The sequence below is a fragment of the Providencia sp. PROV150 genome, assembly GCF_028481025.1.
Lineage (GTDB): Bacteria > Pseudomonadota > Gammaproteobacteria > Enterobacterales > Enterobacteriaceae > Providencia > Providencia hangzhouensis.
Genome location: NZ_JAMPPJ010000012.1, coordinates 116,552 through 135,023, shown reverse-complemented (window position 1 = coordinate 135,023; position 18,472 = coordinate 116,552). Strand labels below are relative to the sequence as shown.

Annotated in this window: 19 protein-coding genes; all 19 read left to right on the top strand. The window is 37.8% G+C overall.

The features are described from left to right. The first annotated feature begins 76 nt into the window (after positions 1 to 76). The 19 genes from hpaH to PSE83_RS10000 all read left to right on the top strand — a co-directional run bounded on the left by hpaH (position 77) and on the right by PSE83_RS10000 (position 18,456). Positions 77 to 880: a 2-oxo-hept-4-ene-1,7-dioate hydratase gene (gene hpaH, locus PSE83_RS10090; protein ID WP_004905320.1), complete on the top strand. Its 804-nt coding sequence runs from the start codon at positions 77 to 79 to the stop codon at positions 878 to 880. A 10-nt stretch (positions 881 to 890) separates the two neighbouring features. Further along, complete coding sequence (gene hpaI, locus PSE83_RS10085) at positions 891 to 1,697, top strand: 4-hydroxy-2-oxoheptanedioate aldolase (protein ID WP_004905322.1); 807 nt, start codon at positions 891 to 893, stop codon at positions 1,695 to 1,697. Positions 1,698 to 1,860: 163 nt separating this feature from the next. After that, on the top strand, positions 1,861 to 3,228 hold the full coding sequence (hpaX, locus tag PSE83_RS10080; protein ID WP_004905323.1) for a 4-hydroxyphenylacetate permease: 1,368 nt from the start codon (positions 1,861 to 1,863) through the stop codon (positions 3,226 to 3,228). Positions 3,229 to 3,471: 243 nt separating this feature from the next. Next, positions 3,472 to 4,362 carry a 4-hydroxyphenylacetate catabolism regulatory protein HpaA gene (hpaA, locus tag PSE83_RS10075; protein WP_164564632.1) on the top strand — a complete coding sequence of 297 codons (891 nt, stop codon included), beginning with the start codon at positions 3,472 to 3,474 and terminating at the stop codon, positions 4,360 to 4,362. A 518-nt stretch (positions 4,363 to 4,880) separates the two neighbouring features. After that, on the top strand, positions 4,881 to 6,443 hold the full coding sequence (hpaB, locus tag PSE83_RS10070) for a 4-hydroxyphenylacetate 3-monooxygenase, oxygenase component (RefSeq protein WP_004905326.1): 1,563 nt from the start codon (positions 4,881 to 4,883) through the stop codon (positions 6,441 to 6,443). Between the two features lie 19 nt (positions 6,444 to 6,462). After that, the gene (hpaC, locus tag PSE83_RS10065) at positions 6,463 to 6,981 is read left to right on the top strand and encodes a 4-hydroxyphenylacetate 3-monooxygenase, reductase component (protein WP_004905327.1); all 519 of its coding nucleotides are present in this window, start codon (positions 6,463 to 6,465) and stop codon (positions 6,979 to 6,981) included. Positions 6,982 to 7,344: 363 nt separating this feature from the next. Beyond that, a complete protein-coding gene (locus PSE83_RS10060) occupies positions 7,345 to 8,163 on the top strand; it encodes a winged helix-turn-helix domain-containing protein (protein ID WP_004905329.1) in 819 nt (272 codons plus the stop codon). Next, positions 8,153 to 8,635, top strand: a complete 483-nt coding sequence (locus tag PSE83_RS10055; protein WP_004905330.1) for a FidL-like protein — start codon at positions 8,153 to 8,155, stop codon at positions 8,633 to 8,635. Before PSE83_RS10060 ends, PSE83_RS10055 begins: the two co-directional genes overlap by 11 nt. A gap of 402 nt (positions 8,636 to 9,037) precedes the next feature. After that, entirely contained in the window at positions 9,038 to 9,589 is a 552-nt protein-coding gene (locus PSE83_RS10050) for a fimbrial protein (protein WP_004905332.1), read from the top strand. Positions 9,590 to 9,631: 42 nt separating this feature from the next. Continuing rightward, complete coding sequence (locus tag PSE83_RS10045) at positions 9,632 to 10,201, top strand: fimbrial protein (protein ID WP_004905333.1); 570 nt, start codon at positions 9,632 to 9,634, stop codon at positions 10,199 to 10,201. A 34-nt stretch (positions 10,202 to 10,235) separates the two neighbouring features. Next, positions 10,236 to 12,725 (top strand): fimbria/pilus outer membrane usher protein, encoded by a 2,490-nt coding sequence (locus PSE83_RS10040; protein ID WP_164564630.1) that lies wholly within the window; start codon positions 10,236 to 10,238, stop codon positions 12,723 to 12,725. A 13-nt stretch (positions 12,726 to 12,738) separates the two neighbouring features. After that, the gene (locus tag PSE83_RS10035; RefSeq protein ID WP_004905342.1) at positions 12,739 to 13,467 is read left to right on the top strand and encodes a fimbria/pilus periplasmic chaperone; all 729 of its coding nucleotides are present in this window, start codon (positions 12,739 to 12,741) and stop codon (positions 13,465 to 13,467) included. A gap of 28 nt (positions 13,468 to 13,495) precedes the next feature. Then, positions 13,496 to 13,846, top strand: coding sequence for a hypothetical protein (locus PSE83_RS10030; protein ID WP_004905343.1), 351 nt, complete (start codon positions 13,496 to 13,498; stop codon positions 13,844 to 13,846). Further along, the gene (locus PSE83_RS10025) at positions 13,839 to 14,366 is read left to right on the top strand and encodes a fimbrial protein (protein WP_164564628.1); all 528 of its coding nucleotides are present in this window, start codon (positions 13,839 to 13,841) and stop codon (positions 14,364 to 14,366) included. The genes PSE83_RS10030 and PSE83_RS10025 overlap by 8 nt, the downstream gene beginning before the upstream one ends. An 11-nt stretch (positions 14,367 to 14,377) precedes the next feature. Further along, positions 14,378 to 14,887: a fimbrial protein gene (locus PSE83_RS10020; RefSeq protein ID WP_004905345.1), complete on the top strand. Its 510-nt coding sequence runs from the start codon at positions 14,378 to 14,380 to the stop codon at positions 14,885 to 14,887. 15 nt (positions 14,888 to 14,902) lie between these two features. Continuing rightward, positions 14,903 to 15,955, top strand: coding sequence for an adhesin (locus PSE83_RS10015; RefSeq protein ID WP_094962169.1), 1,053 nt, complete (start codon positions 14,903 to 14,905; stop codon positions 15,953 to 15,955). An 18-nt stretch (positions 15,956 to 15,973) separates the two neighbouring features. Continuing rightward, complete coding sequence (locus tag PSE83_RS10010; protein WP_232062764.1) at positions 15,974 to 17,434, top strand: O-antigen ligase family protein; 1,461 nt, start codon at positions 15,974 to 15,976, stop codon at positions 17,432 to 17,434. Positions 17,435 to 17,483: 49 nt separating this feature from the next. Beyond that, the gene (locus PSE83_RS10005; protein WP_004905357.1) at positions 17,484 to 17,747 is read left to right on the top strand and encodes a helix-turn-helix domain-containing protein; all 264 of its coding nucleotides are present in this window, start codon (positions 17,484 to 17,486) and stop codon (positions 17,745 to 17,747) included. A gap of 151 nt (positions 17,748 to 17,898) precedes the next feature. Further along, the gene (locus PSE83_RS10000; RefSeq protein WP_272660835.1) at positions 17,899 to 18,456 is read left to right on the top strand and encodes a LemA family protein; all 558 of its coding nucleotides are present in this window, start codon (positions 17,899 to 17,901) and stop codon (positions 18,454 to 18,456) included. Positions 18,457 to 18,472 lie beyond the last annotated feature (16 nt).

Below are 18,472 nucleotides of genomic sequence, written 5' to 3'. Positions count from 1 at the left end.
TAGTCCGAGTGGCAGCAAAGCGCTTTAGTGCAGCGCTGCTCTCGAAATAGAATAGGTGAATAGGAGTATTAACAGCATGTTACAAAAAGATGTCATATCACAAATCGCGCAGCGCCTAAATCTGGCTGAAAAATCACGTGAGCAAATCCGTCAGATCTCACTCGATCACCCAGAAATGACGATCGACGATGCTTACGCTATCCAAAAAGAGTGGGTTGGCGTGAAAATTGCTGAAGGACGTGTGCTAAAAGGCCATAAAATTGGGCTAACATCCAAAGCCATGCAGGCAAGTTCACAGATTGATGAACCTGATTACGGTGCGCTTCTTGACGATATGTTTTTTGATGACGGCTGTGATATTCCAACAGACCGCTTTATCGTACCACGTATTGAGGTTGAATTAGCATTCGTACTGGCGAAACCATTACGTGGGCCAAATTGCACCATCTTTGATGTGTATAACGCGACTGATTATGTGATCCCAGCCCTTGAGCTGATCGATGCGCGTTGTCATAACGTTGACCCTGAAACCAACCGCCCACGCAAAGTGTTCGACACCATTTCAGATAACGCAGCAAATGGCGCGGTAATCTTAGGTGGTCGCCCAATCAAACCACGCGATTTGGATATGCGTTGGATTAGCGCCCTTTTATATCGTAATGGCGTCATTGAAGAATCTGGCGTGGCAGCCGCTGTACTCAACCACCCAGCAAATGGCGTGGCATGGTTAGCAAATAAATTAGCACCGCATAATGTGCAACTTGAGCCTGGTCAAATTATCTTAGGTGGCTCATTTACACGCCCTGTTCCGGCTCGTAAAGGTGATGTGTTCCACGTTGATTACGGCAATATGGGTTCAATTAGCTGCCGCTTCGTGTAAGGAAAATGGCATGGATATTTTAGAAAATAAATTTAAGAAAGCACTAAAAAGTGGTCAACCGCAAATCGGTTTATGGCTTGGCTTGTGCAGCCCATATAGTGCTGAATTACTTGCTGGTGCAGGCTTCGACTGGTTATTAATTGATGGTGAACATGCACCAAATAATGTGCAAACGACATTATCTCAATTACAAGCGATCGCCCCTTATCCGTCACAGCCCGTGGTACGCCCACCGTGGAATGATCCGGTGATCATTAAGCAATTACTGGATATTGGCGCACAAACCCTTTTGCTACCAATGGTACAAAATGCAGAGCAAGCCAAGCAAGCGGTGCGCGCAACACGTTACCCGCCAGCTGGGATACGCGGTGTCGGCAGTGCTTTGGCACGTGCTTCTCGTTGGAACCGAGTACCTAATTATTTAACCCGTGCCAATGATGAAATGTGTGTGATAGTACAGGTTGAAACCCGTGAAGCCATGAATAACCTTCCCGAGATCCTAAAAGTTGAAGGTGTCGACGGTGTGTTTATTGGCCCTGCGGATCTTAGCGCAGATATGGGCTTCTCAGGGAACCCTAACCACCCTGAAGTCAAAGCCACAATCGAAAAAGCGATTGTACAAATTCGTGAGGCCGGCTTGGCACCTGGTATTTTAATGGCAGCCCCAGATGTCGCTGAACATTATCTTAAACTCGGCGCACTATTTGTTGCCGTCGGGGTTGATACCACGCTACTAGCACGCACCGCAGAAGCGCTAGCAGCAAAATTTGGTAAAACCGTCTCAGAGGTGGCCTCGAGTGCACCAAGCGTTTATTAATTAAACTGTCTCTAAATAAGTTAATTTTAACCCTACAGACAAATAACTTAATTAGATAAATAAGAAATCAATATCGCAACATTGGGCAGACAGCACCATGACTGCCTACTCGTCCCTTGTACCTATAATAATCTGTAAAAGAAAGAATTGAGGGCCCTACAATATGAGTAATCAACAACTTGCAAGCACTAACCCTGCTGAACAACATAAAAATTTAACCGAACCGCAGCAGCGGGTGATTAATAAGTTATTTAAACGTCTCATTGTATTTTTATTTGTGCTATTCGTTTTTTCCTTCTTAGACCGTATTAATATTGGCTTTGCAGGTCTAACCATGGGGAAAGACATCGGCCTAACTTCCACCATGTTCGGCTTAGCCGCCACCTTGTTCTATGCCACTTACGTAATTTTTGGTATTCCAAGTAACATCATGTTAGGAATTGTTGGTGCTCGCCGCTGGATAGCCACCATCATGGTGCTTTGGGGTATTGCTTCTACAGCCACCATGTTTGCCACAGGGCCAACCAGTTTATACGTCCTACGGATGTTAGTGGGTATCGCTGAAGCGGGCTTCTTACCTGGGATTTTAGTTTATTTGACTTACTGGTTCCCTGCCTATTTCCGCGCTCGTGCTAATGCCTTATTTATGATTGCGATGCCAGTCACCATGGCATTCGGTTCACTCGCATCCGGTTATATTCTAGGTATGGATGGCATTTTAAACCTAAAAGGTTGGCAATGGCTGTTCCTGCTAGAAGGTTTCCCATCCGTGATCCTCGGTGTGTTGGTTTGGTTCTACCTTGATGATTCGCCGAAAAAAGCTAAGTGGTTGACCCAAGAAGACAAAGACACACTGCAAGAAATGATGGACCAAGACCAGCTTGAGCTTGTCCAGCCGCATGGTTCCAAAAGCCATACCGCATTGCAGAACAAAAGCTTATGGAAAGAAATTTTTACCCCTGTGATCTTAATGTATACCGTCGCTTATTTCTGTTTAACCAATACGTTAAGTGCGATTAATATCTGGACCCCGCAGATCATGCAAAGCTTCAATGAAGGCAGTAGTAATGCCATGATTGGGCTATTAACTGCAATCCCACAGTTTTGTACTATCTTAGGGATGATCTATTGGAGTCGCCGTTCTGATAGGTTACAAGAACGGAAAATGCATACTGCACTACCGTATTTATTTGCGGCCGCAGGATGGGTTCTCGCTGCGATGACAAGCCATCCCGTCATTCAGTTGATTGGTATTATTATGGCCTCAACAGGTTCATTTACTGCGATGGCAGTGTTCTGGACAACCCCAGACCAGTCAATCAGCTTACGTGCTCGTGCCATCGGTATTGCGGTTATCAACGCAACAGGTAATATAGGTTCCGCTGTCAGCCCACTCCTTATCGGTTGGCTGAAAGACCAAACCGGTAGCTTTAACTCTGGCCTCTATTTTGTTGCAGGCCTATTGGTGGTCGGTGCGCTGTTAGTCATTGCTATCCCAATGAAAAACTCAAGGCCAAGAGCAACACCTTAAAATTTTGATGGTTCGAATGTTTTGAATGTTTTGAATGTTTTGAATGTTTTGAATGTTTTAAATGTTTTAAATGTTTTAAATGTTTCAAATGTTTTAATAACTTATGCTGCAAATAATTATTAAAGGGTGTTACCCAAAATAATTTGGTTTGCAGCTAGGCGGCAAGCAAGTTAATCCCTAGGAGCATACTGAAGTATGTGACTAGGGTTGGCTTGTGAGGCCAACAACGCTGCGAGCCGAAGAATGAAGGGTAACTCAACTTTAATTACGAATATTGACATCAGCACAGACTACGACGAAACCCAAGGCACCGACGACGTCCACTACCAAACCTTTGGCAACATGGCCGCTTTCTTTGGTCGTGATATGCAAGCTCATCGCCATGATGGTTTCTTCCAGTTGCACTATTTAGTTACGGGCCATATTACTTTGCAGCTCGATGAGTCACGCTATTCTGTTCAAGCGCCGCTTTTTATTCTTACGCCCCCTTCGGTTGCACATGCATTTTTCACTCAAGAAGACACTGATGGCCACGTACTCACCGTACGGCAAGACCTGATCACACCGCTTCTTGGCTCATTGTACCCAGCGAATCCAGATTTGGTCGATATCCCCGCTATTTGCTTATCTGTTGCCGATAAGCCTGATGATATCGATACCTTTAACCATTACTGGGCCTTGATGGCTCGCGAATCGGCAAATAACTCTATCGGCAAAGACCAAGCCCTCGCCTCTTTATCTCAAGCGCTGTTTACCTTTCTACTGCGCTCTATTCCTCTTGATGAGCACCCTACAACGGGAGTTAGAGGCGAACACCGCCTATTCCAGCGTTTTAATCAGCTCATTGACTTACATTATCATGAACACCTTGCGGTACCTGAATACGCCAAAAAACTTGATGTCACAGAGTCACGCCTTAAAGATATGTGCCGGCGGTTTGCTAACCGGCCACCAAAAAGGTTGATTTTTGACCGAATATTACGTGAAGCTAAGCGGATGTTACTGTTTTCCGATAGCCCCGTTTCAGAAATTGCCTACCAGCTCGGTTTCAAAGACCCTGCCTATTTTGCTCGATTTTTTAACCGGTTAGTCGGGTGCTCTCCTAGCCTATGGCGAGAACAAAACATTCATTAAGGAGAGGCTTAGTGATTTTATCCTTATTTTTAGGTAAAAATCATCAACGCCTCCTGAACGGTATATCATACCTACTTCTAACCTATCTCTACAAACTACCCTTTAAATAATTTTACATTTTAAAAACATTTTTGATATCTTATAAATTTTGTTTTAATTTTATCAAGATGCTAATAATGCTTAACAAAAAGTGAATGCATAGATTAAAAAAAGAACAAGAACGCTAAATAAAAACTACAATATTAATATGATAATTATTTTATTATCAGATAATAATCAATGCATTATATATTTAACTAAGATTTATATTAATATCAAAACATCGAGATGATCACATTTCTTTCACAAAATGCAGCTCCCAACGAAAAGTACCAGCAAACCTTTAGAAAGTCTCTTTAAAACTCCCTCGTAAAGCGATTCAATTAAGAAACACAAAACAAACATAAAATTAACATATTTCGCTTGCAACCTTTGTACCCTATCAATGCAAGCCCTCATTGTGAGATAACGAGGTAGACATGAAACCAGAAGATTTTCGTTCCGATGCTAAACGCCCTTTTAATGGCCAAGAATATTTAAAAAGCTTACAAGATGGCCGCGAAATCTATATTTATGGCGAGCGCGTAAAAGACGTCACCACTCACCCTGCTTTTCGTAATTCAGCCGCTTCTATAGGACAATTATATGATGCGCTTCATGATAAAACGACTCATGACCAACTTTGCTGGAACACCGACACAGGAAACGGCGGATACACTCACAAATTCTTCCGTTTCGCTAAAAGTGCCGATGAACTACGCCAACAGCGTGACGCTATCGCAGATTGGTCACGTCAGAGCTACGGATGGATGGGACGCACTCCAGACTATAAGGCGGCATTCGCCAGCTGTTTAGGCGCTAACCCTGAATATTATGGTCAGTTTGCAGACAACGCACGTCACTGGTATAAACGTATTCAAGAAAGTGGCCTGTACTTTAACCATGCCATTGTTAACCCACCAATCGACCGTCACAAGCCAGCTGATGAAGTTAAAGATGTTTATATCAAACTCGAAAAAGAAACAGATGCAGGGATTATCGTCAGTGGTGCTAAAGTTGTTGCGACCAACTCCGCGTTAACACACTATAACTTTATTGGTTTTGGTTCCGCGCAAGTCATGGGCGATAACCCTGATTTCGCATTGATGTTTGTTGCACCAATGGACGCAGATGGTGTGAAATTAATCTCACGTGCATCTTATGAATTAGTGGCTGGCGCAACTGGCGCACCATTTGATTACCCATTATCAAGCCGTTTCGATGAAAATGATGCCATCTTGGTGATGGACCATGTGTTAATTCCATGGGAAAACGTCCTGATCTACCGTGACTTTGACCGTGCACGTAATTGGGCAGTACAAGGTGGGTTCGCACGTTTATTCCCATTACAAGCTTGTGTCCGCTTAGCGGTTAAATTAGACTTCATTACCGGATTGTTACAAAAAAGTTTAGAATGTACAGGTGTTATTGATTTCCGTGGTGTACAGGCTGATCTCGGTGAAGTGGTTGCGTGGCGTAATCTGTTTTGGTCATTAACCGACGCAATGACCTCTGAAGCACAAGCATGGGAAGGCGGCGCTTATCTACCCGATACTCAAGCTATCCAAACTTACCGTGTTATGGCACCAATGGCTTACACCAAAATCAAGAATATCATTGAAAGTAACGTGACAAGTGGCCTGATTTACCTACCATCAAGCGTTCGTGATATGAATAATCCAGAAATTGATAAGTATTTAGCTAAATATGTTCGCGGCTCTAATGGTATGGATCACGTTGAACGTATTAAGATCCTTAAACTCATGTGGGATGCAATCGGTAGTGAATTTGGTGGCCGCCATGAACTGTATGAAATTAACTACGCAGGAAGCCAAGATGAAATTCGTCTGCAATGTCTGCGTCATGCATACGGTTCTGGCAATATGAAAGCCATGACAGATATGGTTGATCGCTGTTTATCAGACTACGATCAACACGGATGGAAACGTCCACACCTGCATAACAACAATGATATTAATCAGTTAGATTCGCTGCTGAAATAGTCGGCAGCAGGAGGTCAAAATGTCTTTAGAAAATGAACATCGCCTGCGTTTCAGAGATGCGATGGCAAGTCTTGGTGCAGCAGTCAATATCGTCACCACGGATGGGACTGAGGGTCGCTGTGGAATTACAGCCACTGCAGTCTGTTCAGTTACAGATACGCCACCCACTTTGATGGTCTGTGTTAACCGCAATAGCGCTATGAATGCGGTATTTCAAAAGAATGGCCGCCTGTGTGTCAACGTGCTAAGCCATGAACAAGAAGAACTCGCATGCCATTTCGCTGGTATGAAAGGTTCAACGATGGAAGAACGTTTTGGCTGGAGTGTATGGGAAAGCGGTATTTTACAGCAACCAATGTTAAAAAACGCGCTTGCCAACCTTGAAGGTGAAATCACTCAAGTTCAAGATATCGGTACGCACTCTGTCTACATGGTTGAAATGAAACAAATCATTGTGAACGATACTGGGCATGGTCTCGTTTACTTTAAACGTAAATTCCATCCTGTTATGCACCAAATCCTTGAGCCAACGGCTTAATTGGTAAAGTATTTATATGAAATAGCCTCTTATATTTGAGGCTATTTTTTATATATCATCGTTTAGCCAAAATAATAGCTAGCAACAGACTTACTCCTCATAAAATGTTTCAGCCTAAAATTTTTTACGCATAATAACTATTAGTTATTTTGTATAATGTTAAAAAAATAGTGTTTTTCTAAAAAAAATAAATACCTCTTCAACCTCCCGCCTTAAACATAACATGCGTAAATAAAAACTTAACTATATGATTTTCAATAACTTTCAAAATTACACCAAATATGCTTAATTGACATAACATAAATAACAGGTATAAACTCAAATAATATAAATATTTTTCCTATAAATAAAATCAATCTAAAAATGAACTATTTGATTAATAATCATATTAATTATGACAGTCATCAGGGGCTGTTATATATCGACGATGTTAATAATGCATTAAAACTAACAACCACCTTAAACCGTTTGTTATTAGTCTTAGTACAAAATAATCATGATATTGTTGACCGAGAAACCATATTACGTCGGGTTTGGGAGGAACATAACCAAGTTGTCTCCGATAATAACCTTAATAGTAGTGTCTCTGTACTCAGACGCCATTTATCATCTTTTTCTGATGATGAAATTATCACGACTGTACCTAAAGTTGGGATTAAATTTTCTGCTGATCTGAAAATTGAAAATGAGCAACAGGAAATTAGTGATAATAATCACAAAGCTTTATTCACTAGTGAGGAAGAACTAGACTCTTCATCAAAAGTACCCGAAGGGACTTTCCCCCAGGCAGTCGAAAATAAAAAAAGCTACATGTTGAATAACCGATATGTTGAAATTTCACTTATTGGGCTCATTATTTTTTGCTTATTATACCTTTTTAAAAGTTATTTCTTTGCAAGCCGAACAGAATACCCTGAAGTTGGTCGTATCGATCAATGCAGTATCCGCTACATTAATAGTTACCATAAACCCGATACAACAACCATCAGCTTTGCGACAATTCAAAATGAACTCACGAAATTAAACCTAGATTGTAAAAAGCCAGCAACTGTTTTTTATTATAATGTTGGTATCGTAGCAAATGATAAAAATTTATATGACAACTTCCTATTTTTGTCCTATTGCCCAACAGTACCGAAAGAAAGTGCAACTGTGAGCTGTGAGAATTTTTATGTCAAATAAAATATCAACAAGAATGTTTTTTTTGTCCATTATATCTATAATTTTGGTTTTCATTAGCTTATATGTTCATCACATAATTAACACTCCTATTATTCCTGATTGCCAAACAACCTTAAAAATAAATATCTCTGACCATCGTTCTACCTTAAAAGGATTTTACCTGCTAAGTGTTATCCCTAACGAAAATAAACCTGACCAACACACATTCATCATGAATGGAAGCATTAGTGATAATGGTAAAAACTATACTATTTCACGAAAATTTCTGATGAAACATGAATACTTAGGTGACCATTTTTTTTTACGCGTTGAAAATATATTTATAGACCCAGCTGATCAGGCTCAAGACAAAATCAATATTCGAGGTGTTCCTGAAATTAACCAACTTTATTTTTTAAAAATAAAAAAATTAACCGACACAAGTTATATTTTTGAAGAAAATTTCTCTCCACTTTTTATTTGCACTCTGTAGTACCAAAAAAAATCATAAGAAATGCATCAAATATTGATATTTTGATGCATTTTTTTTATTTCTAACCCCCCCCCAACCTTAAAACACCTTAAAAGCACAAACATTAAACATTTCACAGACAATTAAATTAGCATAAAAACATTGATACATATTAAAAAAAACTAAATATAAGTTAAATAATTCAAATTTAATTAAAATCAAAGAGTTTTATTCCATTTTACACCTGATAGGGATAAGATTCCTTCCGTCGAAATGACCCACGCTAAAAACGATTACGTTAAGCGTTCTGTGATTAGGACATTTGAAAATCCATTTATGGATACTGAACTTTATTCCTATGGCAGTACTTATATAAAGGCTCACTAGGGATCAAATATTTACTTATTTTTAAGGATGTAAGATATGAAATTAAATAAACTTTCTATTGCTGTTTTATTCGCGTCTTCTGCTATTTCAACTTCTATCTTTGCTAGTGGTAATAGCGGTGAATTACATTTCAGCGGCCAAGTTGTTAATGCTCCATGTAATATTGAATCAGAAAGTACAAAACAAGAAGTTCCATTTGGTCAACTTTCTCGTGCATCTTTAGAAGCGGGTAATGCAGCAGAAAAAGATATCGCTATCAAATTAAAAGAATGTAATTTTGATGAGTTTAGCAAAGACACTGAAGGTAAGTGGGTTGCTGTTAAAGATATTAAAATTACCTTTGGTGGTAAAAACTATGTCGGTACTGATAAAGAATTCTTAGGTACTACTGGTACCGCTTCGAATATCGGTATTCAAATCAAAGATTTTAAATTTGATGAAGCTAAATCTATCCTAAGCCAAATTCGTAACCGCCAAGGTGAAAACGTTTTAGAATTTACTGCATTAGCTAAACGTGTTGATGGTGCAACACCAGTTACTGAAGGTGAATTTAGTTCTATCGCTGACTTTAAAATCACATACGAGTAATTTTTTTAGGGGAGAGAATTCTCTCCCCATAAAAGGCTCATTATGAAAAAAAATACTTATCTATGGATTGCCTTATTATTTAACCCTATTAACTCTAATGCGACTAGCTCTAACCTTGGACATATTCAAGATGGCCTCCGAGGCGAAACAGTAATGCAAGGTTATATCGTTGCGGCACCTTGTTCAATTGAAACTGATAGTCAGTATCAATATATAAACTATAATTACATTTCTAATTACAGTATAAATAATATAGATGATGAAAAATTAATGCGAAGACCTTTCTATATAAAATTAAATAACTGTATTAGTGAATATGACAGTAGTAATCATAAAGGTATTAAAATTCGTTTTTTTGCGCTGCAAGATACGTATACTAATGCAATAAAACTATCAGGCCCTAAGCCTGGAGTTGTTCTATATATATACGACATTAACAATAATTTATTAATACCAAATAAGCTCTACTCTATTTCTAATAATTACGTTTATTTTGATAACAAAAGTAAAGAGAGCTTTTTAAAATATGAAACAGAATTAGGCACAAGTAATAACGAAATTACACCTGGTGATTACTTTACCACAATTAAATTCAACGTTACTTACGACTAGTAAATAAACTCATAATTAATTTGATGAAAAAATCATGGTTAAATTTAATATTTACTCTTACATCATTGTGACTTCTTTTTTATCTTCAATCTCTTCGTTAGCCTATGCTGTCGAATTCAATACCGATATGTTAGATACAGAAGACACTCAAAATATTGACTTTAGCCAATTTTCTCAGGCTGGATTTATTATGCCTGGTATTTATCATTTAAATCTCAAAGTCAATAATGAGGGCATGGGTAGTGCGCAAGATATCACTGTGATAGCGCCACAATCCCAAAACAATAATTTATTCGATACCGTTTGTGTTCCCGTTAATATTCTTGATCGTTTAGGGCTTACTCCGGACGCAATTAAATTAATTAAATATCGTGATGAGGGTAAATGCCTTGATTTATCTCCGCTTGAAGGTGCTTCATTAAGTGTAGATTTATCGACATTAACGCTATCCATTTTAATCCCACAAAGCTATTTAGAATATACAGATCCAAGTTGGGTTCCTCCTTCACGTTGGGAGGAAGGTGTAAATGGATTTTTATTAGATTACAACCTAACAGGTTCTTTAACGCATCAAAATTCAGGTTCACGAGAATCGTACCTTTCTGCTAACGGAACAACAGGGCTTAATTTTGGTGCATGGCGTTTACGCGGTGATTACCAAGCAAACTATCGAAAATCGACAGGAAGCTTCGAAAACCAATATAGTGATGCCACATTTAGCCGATTATTTGCATACCGCTCAATAAAATCCATTGCGTCTATTTTAACGTTAGGTGAGAACTACTTTTACTCTGCTATTTTTGATTCTTGGCAGTACACCGGGGTATCTCTTGAAACCGATGAAAATATGATGCCCCCTAAATTAACAGGTTATGCACCAGAGATTATTGGTATTGCTCAAACTAATGCCACTGTTATTGTCAAAAGCCATAACCGTATAGTTTTAGAAACAACCGTACCTGCTGGTCCCTTTCGTATCCAGACACTAGATAGCTCTATTCGTGGAACATTAGATGTGACTGTGCGAGAAGAAAATGGTGAAGAACAACAATTTAGCATTACCACAGCAGCATTACCCTACTTAACGAGACCAGGGCAAATCCGCTATAAATTTGCAGCGGGTAAACCACGTTTTAATGGCCGCCAGCTCGAAGGTGATTTAACTGCTTCGGGAGAACTCTCTTACGGGTTAAATAACCTTTGGTCTATCTATGGGGGCTCCGTTTTATCAAAAAATTATCAGGCATTTTCAGCAGGCTTTGGTCGTGACCTGTTTTCATTCGGTAGCCTTTCGTTCGATGCGACTCAGTCACATGCTCAATTACTTGATAAAACGTTAACTGGCCGAAGTTATCGACTTAGTTATTCAAAATCATTTGATGAAGCCAGAACTGACATTACATTCGCAGGGTATCGTTTCTCTGATGAAACCTATCGCTCTTTGCAACAAACGTTGGATGAACGACGTACAGGTAATGAAAGCCAAGCTCAAAAAGAAAGCTATCAAATTAATATTAATAAATATTTTGATGATTTCTCATTGGGTGGAAACTATCAATACAATACGTATTGGAATAGTGAAACAGAAGAACAATACAGCTTATACCTAAGTACTCTTTTAAATTGGGCGGCTATTGGGCTCAAAAATATTAACCTGACAGCTTCTGCTTCTCGTTCAAAAAGAGCGGGATATCAAGATGATGCGATCAGCTTGTATTTCACTATTCCTTTAAGTCAAGGAAGCAGCGTCAGCTTTTCTGAAGGTTATACCCGAAACCAAAATGGCCAACGCAGTTCAACACATAATATCGGTTATAGCGGATATAGTGAGCAGCGCAATTATAACTTAAATGTCGGTTATCAAACAGGAAGTCATCAGAATGACCAAACCAGCTTTAGTGGTTATTTAAACCAAAATCTTCCTTATGCCTCAATTTCAGGAAATGCGAGTTATGTCCCGAACGAGTATCACAGCGTTGGGGGATCAATTAATGGTGGAATTACCTTAATTAAAGAAGGTATTGCCATGCACCAAGCCGCTTATGGTGGTACTCGACTCGTTATAGAAACACCTGGTGCAGCTAACGTTCCTCTGAGTGGTGGCGTTTATCAAACTAATCACTTTGGACTCGCTGTATTGCCAAACGTGAGTAGTTATCGGAAAACCAGCGCATCAATTAATACCAGTAAATTACCAAAAGATGTTGAAGCATTAGAGACCGTCACTGATACGACTCTGACTCGTGGGGCAATCGGATATCGTCGCCTCAACGTAATTCAAGGTGAAAAAACGTTTGCTCGCTTAAAACTAGCTGATGGCACTTATCCGCCTTTTGGCGCCAGCGTACGTAATAGCAACAATATTGAACTCGGAATTGTTGGCGAACAAGGTATTACGTGGATTATTGGTATCCAGCCTAAAGATTTACTCAATCTCTACTGGGGAAATAAACACCAGTGTAGTGCCGATGTGCCTGACGTGATTAATCCTCAAGAAATTTACCCAACTATTATTTGTCGTTAATAAGAGAACTAAGATGAAATTGAATTCCCCTTTTTTGTTACTTACTAGCGTATTCACGCTGACTATAAGTGTAATTTCAGCTGCGAATGCCGCGGTTACACTTGATCGTACTCGTATAATTTTCGATGGAAACCAGTCGTCTATTAATATTACGATCCGTAATGATAACCCGGAATTGCCTTATTTGGCCCAGTCGTGGTTAGAAAATGCGTTAGAACAAAAACTGGAAACAGGCCCTATTATTGCCACTCCGCCGATTCAGCGCATGGAACCCAAATCCACTAGCCTAGTTCGCCTAAGCACCGCACCCGACATTGCAAAGTTACCGCAAGACAGGGAATCCCTGTTTTATTACAACCTGCGTGAAATCCCGCCTAAGTCATCAGAAGCGGGTGTGTTGCAAATTGCATTACAGAGCCGTGTAAAACTATTTTATCGCCCTGAAAGCATTGTTGCACAAAGCAAAACCGATTGGACGAAATACATAACATTAACAGCAACATCATCGGGTTATACGTTAGATAACCCAACACCATTTTATTTAACTGTAATTGGTATAGGGAACAGCCAAAAACAATCTGAAGAAAGTGATTTTGACGCAGTCATGATACCGCCAAAATCTAATCAACTGATTAAATCATCCAAATTTTCAACACCTTACCTGACATATATCAATGATTATGGTGGAAAGCCCTCACTTGCTTTCAAATGCCAAGCTTCAAAGTGCAGTGTGACGGAATAATGAGTAAAAAATAGATAGGAGCAGAACAATGAAATTGAATTACCTAGCACTATGGGCTTTTACTATACCTATTTTTGCTGAGTCTGCGGTGCCTGTGACAACAGGCACGATATATGTTAATGCGCGTATTGTTACTGCTCCTTGTCTACCTAATATCTCATTAAAATTAAATGAAAGTACTTTAATTGCAGCAACCTATAGTGTGGAAATGCATTTTTCTCATTGTAGCAAACCAATACAAAAGCAAGCTTGGGTACCGTTAAGACTGAAATTAGGCAGTAACCAATATGTGCTAACTCAACCACTACGCAATAACACCATTTTATTCTCTATTCCTGCTAGTAATAAGATGCAACGTGTGGAGATAAATTATGATTAGATGCTCAATATTATTATTTAGTTTTTTATTCCTAACATGGAATACCAGCTTTGCCAATACACTAACAGTTTACTTTGAAGGAGTGTTAGTACCGCTTGGTTGCCGGCTAAGTGATGATGATACACAGAAAAAAATATATCTTTCTGGGCTACGTTTTTCTTCAATCGAAACATTAGGACGTTCAGATATGCAACCATTTAAATTGGATATCATGGACTGTTCAGCGATGGCTTTGAATAAAACGATCAAAATAACGTTAAATACCCAAAATATTGAAACACATAATGGTATTAATTATTTAAAAACCACTGGTGAATCTAATGTGTTATTAGCACTGACTGATAGTCGTGGTAAAGAACTAGAACTGAATACAACAATTGATGTCAGTACAGTAACTGAATCAGGTAAAGGGTCCGTTAATACACTTTTATTCGGTGTTTATGCTCAGAAGCCCTTTAGTTCTCTTTTAAAAACAGGGGGGTTCTCCTCAACTGTTACTTTTAATCTTGATTATCAATAAGGAGAATTGAAATGAAATTTATTTGTTTTTCATTCCCTTTAATTAGTTTATTAGTTTCCTTAGGTACTCAAGCGGATGTACTAATTTCTCTTTCTGCAAAATTGGTTCGACCACCATGTGTACTTACAGCAGAAAATGGTGAAAAAGAATTAGTCATTAATTTCCGTGAGGTAGCGCTAGACAGACTAACTGAAGAAAAACAGTCCTTTGGTATTCTCATTAAACAATGTGAACTTCGAAAAAATTTACAAGTTTACCTATCTCCAAGAGAAGGAAGCACTTTGACAATAAACAATGAAACCGTACTTGCAACCTCTATTAATGGATTGGGTATTCGTTTCTCAGAAGAAAATAAAAGTAATGCGCTCAACCTTAATAAATGGGAAAGGATTGCTCCATCCGTAAGTGGTGATACAGGGAAAGTTGTTATCCAATCACAATTAGTCACTAATCAAGCTATTGAAAATCTCACTGCTGGGCCATTTAGTGCCGCTTTATCAGTGATGGTTGATTATCTGTAATATTGGGAAGTCTTTATGAAAAATATAAAAAAGTATTCACCATTATTTTTGTTGCTGCTATTAGTTAACTTAAATTCCTATAGTGCGACTCGCTATTCAGGAAGTGGTGGTGGCTATAAAATGAGTTTAGTATCTAACAATTCTGTTGTTTCTGATACACCAGCAATTGGAAGTGATAACAATAAATATTTTTTAATAGCCCCAGCAAATAGCTCCGGTATTGTTATTAATGAAAACACATCTCAGCCTTATGGGTCTGTATATTGTACTGTGAATTTCTTACAAGGTAATTATTCAGCAGGCCTTGTTCCGGCTTATGCCTACCACCGTGTTTTTGCCTATATGCCAGAAGCAGGCTTTACTATTGGAGGGCTGACCGCATTTAAAATAAACAATAATACATTTTTTACACTTTATTCTGAGAATGGAATAACCAGTGGCTGGCGGAATATTTCAGGGAGAGGATGCTCTAATGAAGAAATGGGGCCATTAGCAACATCATTTTTTACTGTTCATTTTCCTTTTACCGTTAGAGTTTATGTCAAAGATATCCCTGTTGATGGAAAAATTGTTATTCCAAATGCAATGATTGCAGGTTACACACGATTATTCCAAGACTATGGGACACCAGATATTTATGTACCTATTGATAAAGCCACCGTTAAATTAGATCTCACTACATCGGTTATCAATTATCCGTCAAATTGCCATTCTAATATTGATAATTTAAACATTGATCACAAAACATTGGATGCTTATGAATTTAATAGTAAAGAAACGCGTACTGTTACTTATACATGCGATAGAGTACAGCCAGTTAAAGTAAAATTAGCATTAGATTATGCCACGGATAGTGATCCACAAAAACGACTTCCCTTAAAATCAGGAAATAATACTATTTATTCTGAGCTTATACTTTATGATGAACAAAATAATCAAAGTGGAAAAACGCTCGAAACAACAATAGATAAAGTAAAAAACATTACGATTGAAAGTAAAGTTTCAGGCTATGACGCCGAACCTGGAGACTACAAAGGCAATGCTTGGTTAATAGCAACATTTATTTAATATAGCGGTAAGCGTACTATGATCATAATATCCCGCTCACTATTTATTGGTATCTTTATTGTTTGGCACCTTGCTAGTCTTATTTATATTGACAGTCTAGGAAGCTTGAGACAATCATTACCACAAAACATTATTAGCTGGTTATCTATTTCCTTGACGATATCCATTATAGCATTTACAGTTTTCTATCGGAAAATTAAAATAATCATTACATTACCTGCTATTTGCTACTGTTTTTCTTTAGCTATTTTAATGATGGGGTTAATATCTCATCAGGGAGAAAATAATAATGTTGATTTTTGGTATTTTTCTGGTATTACCGTTGGCGTATTACTATATATTGCAGGGTTACAAGTGAAAAAAAAATGGTTAATACAATCATTTTGTATTTACTGTTATATCATTATTAATGTAGCTCAAGTCTTTATCACTGCATATCAATATATATTTGAAGCTGATATTTTTTATCTTGCATCAGGAATGCGTTCAAATGGCTTATCACAGCAAGTTAATATATTATCGGTTAACATGGCGACTGCATGCTTATTATCTCTTATGACTCTTGTATTATCACAATTTTCGTTGTTATCTAAACGCCATGAAAAAATCAGGATTGTATTACTAGGAACATGCGTTTTATTTTTCACATTAACTTTAGTCGTTCTGCAATCTGTTATTGCTTGGCTAAGCTTTACTGTTTGTGCATTTATTTTCATTTGTCTTTTTTACAAGAAAAACCCTCTACGTGTTAGTGCTAGTTATTTTATTATTGCTGTAGCAATCTTTATTGGAGTTTATTTAATAAAACTATGCCCACAGTACATTGGAACTGATGTTATGAATCAATTCCATTTAAAACAAATGCTACGTTTTTCTATTACTTTATTCTTAGAAAAACCGTATGATGCATGGGAGCAATCATTTTTATTTGAAAATAGTTATGAAAGAACAGCAATTCCTTTTTTTAGTCCTAAAATGTATATTGTTCCTCACCCACACAATGAAATACTACTCTGGCTGATGACTGGAGGACTCATTAATTTGATATTTTTATCTTTATTATTAACCGGAGGTATCTATGTCGTATTTCAATCTTTTATAAAATATAAAATTAATGGAAATGGTTATCCATTGGCAATCATTCTATCAATAATCCCTATTATTATACATAATCATGTTGAATACCCTTTTTTGCTTTCTGTATTACACTGGGGGATCGTCATATTATTTTTATCATTCTCAGATTCCGCTTTTGCATTAGAGGAACAATCCCTATTTTATATTAACAAGCAACTATCTTATCTATTCAGCTTTATTGTATTTATTATTGGATTAGGCGTATTTATTATTGGGTTATTTCTGTTTAATGGAGAGAAATCTTTTTATACTCAGGGTAATTATCGAAATGAAAACATAGCAATTAGACTATCAGATTCAATTACTTTCGAAAAAACAACGTATCAATATAAGAACACATAACTAAACCTTATTTACACTTAAGTAGTGTGATATTAATCAGGATAATATTATGAGAATATATCAAACTGAAATTTCAAATGCCTATATAGGACTACAAGTTCGTAAACGCCGTTTACAGATGGGATGGACAGCACACACTTTAGGGAAAAAGTCGGGATTAAGCCAACAGCAAATCTCCCGTTATGAACGCGGTACACAGAATTTTACGATTCATCGGCTCTGTATATTTGCTAATGTATTGCAGTGTGACCTAGATTATTTTCTTGAACAAAATAGCTATAAGAACCTTTCTCTTGTAAATACAAATCTTTAAGCACTATTCAAAAGTAAAATCTGATCTTGTCACTCAAAAAGATCAGATTTTCTTTATTCTCACCTTACTTTCATTCTTTTCTGATTGCATAAGTAGTAAGGCTCTTATACTTTTAACCCAAATTACTTATCACGGGTTAAAAGGCATCAATATGACCATCACACTTATCGTTGTATTTGTTTTACTCTTATTGGCTATAGGTTGGGGGATCTCTATCTATAACCGCCTGATCAACACCCGTAATCAAGTCAGCAATCAATTTGCCAATATTGATGTTATTTTAAAGCAAAGAGCCGATCAGATCCCACAACTCGTTACCATTACAGAAAAGGCTATGGAACATGAGGAAAGCCTTTTTACTTCACTAAGTGATGCGCGTCAGAACTACTTTAATGCCAAAAACATGAACGATAAAATCGCAGCATCGAATGAAATGAACCGTGCACTGGGTAACCTTATTGCCATTGCAGAAAATTACCCTACTCTCATTTCTGGTGAGCAATTTACCCAATTACAAATCGCCTTAAGTGATGTTGAAAATAAATTAGCCCAACGACGTGAAGGCTTTAACGATGCAACAACAGAGTATAATACTGCAATACAAATGTTCCCTGACAGCCTAATTGCCAATGCCTTTCTTTTTTCAGCACTGCCATTACTTGATATTTCTGAAGATGAAAAAAAATATCAGGGCGTCCAGTTTAAATAATGTCAGCCTAAAGGTA

What these genes read in the sequence shown, in the direction of transcription:
- hpaH (WP_004905320.1), top strand. Translation starts at nt 77, where the DNA reads ATGTTACAAAAAGATGTCATATCACAAATCGCGCAGCGCCTAAATCTG.
- hpaI (WP_004905322.1), top strand. Translation starts at nt 891, where the DNA reads ATGGATATTTTAGAAAATAAATTTAAGAAAGCACTAAAAAGTGGTCAA.
- hpaX (WP_004905323.1), top strand. Translation starts at nt 1,861, where the DNA reads ATGAGTAATCAACAACTTGCAAGCACTAACCCTGCTGAACAACATAAA.
- hpaA (WP_164564632.1), top strand. Translation starts at nt 3,472, where the DNA reads ATGAAGGGTAACTCAACTTTAATTACGAATATTGACATCAGCACAGAC.
- hpaB (WP_004905326.1), top strand. Translation starts at nt 4,881, where the DNA reads ATGAAACCAGAAGATTTTCGTTCCGATGCTAAACGCCCTTTTAATGGC.
- hpaC (WP_004905327.1), top strand. Translation starts at nt 6,463, where the DNA reads ATGTCTTTAGAAAATGAACATCGCCTGCGTTTCAGAGATGCGATGGCA.
- PSE83_RS10060 (WP_004905329.1), top strand. Translation starts at nt 7,345, where the DNA reads ATGAACTATTTGATTAATAATCATATTAATTATGACAGTCATCAGGGG.
- PSE83_RS10055 (WP_004905330.1), top strand. Translation starts at nt 8,153, where the DNA reads ATGTCAAATAAAATATCAACAAGAATGTTTTTTTTGTCCATTATATCT.
- PSE83_RS10050 (WP_004905332.1), top strand. Translation starts at nt 9,038, where the DNA reads ATGAAATTAAATAAACTTTCTATTGCTGTTTTATTCGCGTCTTCTGCT.
- PSE83_RS10045 (WP_004905333.1), top strand. Translation starts at nt 9,632, where the DNA reads ATGAAAAAAAATACTTATCTATGGATTGCCTTATTATTTAACCCTATT.
- PSE83_RS10040 (WP_164564630.1), top strand. Translation starts at nt 10,236, where the DNA reads ATGGTTAAATTTAATATTTACTCTTACATCATTGTGACTTCTTTTTTA.
- PSE83_RS10035 (WP_004905342.1), top strand. Translation starts at nt 12,739, where the DNA reads ATGAAATTGAATTCCCCTTTTTTGTTACTTACTAGCGTATTCACGCTG.
- PSE83_RS10030 (WP_004905343.1), top strand. Translation starts at nt 13,496, where the DNA reads ATGAAATTGAATTACCTAGCACTATGGGCTTTTACTATACCTATTTTT.
- PSE83_RS10025 (WP_164564628.1), top strand. Translation starts at nt 13,839, where the DNA reads ATGATTAGATGCTCAATATTATTATTTAGTTTTTTATTCCTAACATGG.
- PSE83_RS10020 (WP_004905345.1), top strand. Translation starts at nt 14,378, where the DNA reads ATGAAATTTATTTGTTTTTCATTCCCTTTAATTAGTTTATTAGTTTCC.
- PSE83_RS10015 (WP_094962169.1), top strand. Translation starts at nt 14,903, where the DNA reads ATGAAAAATATAAAAAAGTATTCACCATTATTTTTGTTGCTGCTATTA.
- PSE83_RS10010 (WP_232062764.1), top strand. Translation starts at nt 15,974, where the DNA reads ATGATCATAATATCCCGCTCACTATTTATTGGTATCTTTATTGTTTGG.
- PSE83_RS10005 (WP_004905357.1), top strand. Translation starts at nt 17,484, where the DNA reads ATGAGAATATATCAAACTGAAATTTCAAATGCCTATATAGGACTACAA.
- PSE83_RS10000 (WP_272660835.1), top strand. Translation starts at nt 17,899, where the DNA reads ATGACCATCACACTTATCGTTGTATTTGTTTTACTCTTATTGGCTATA.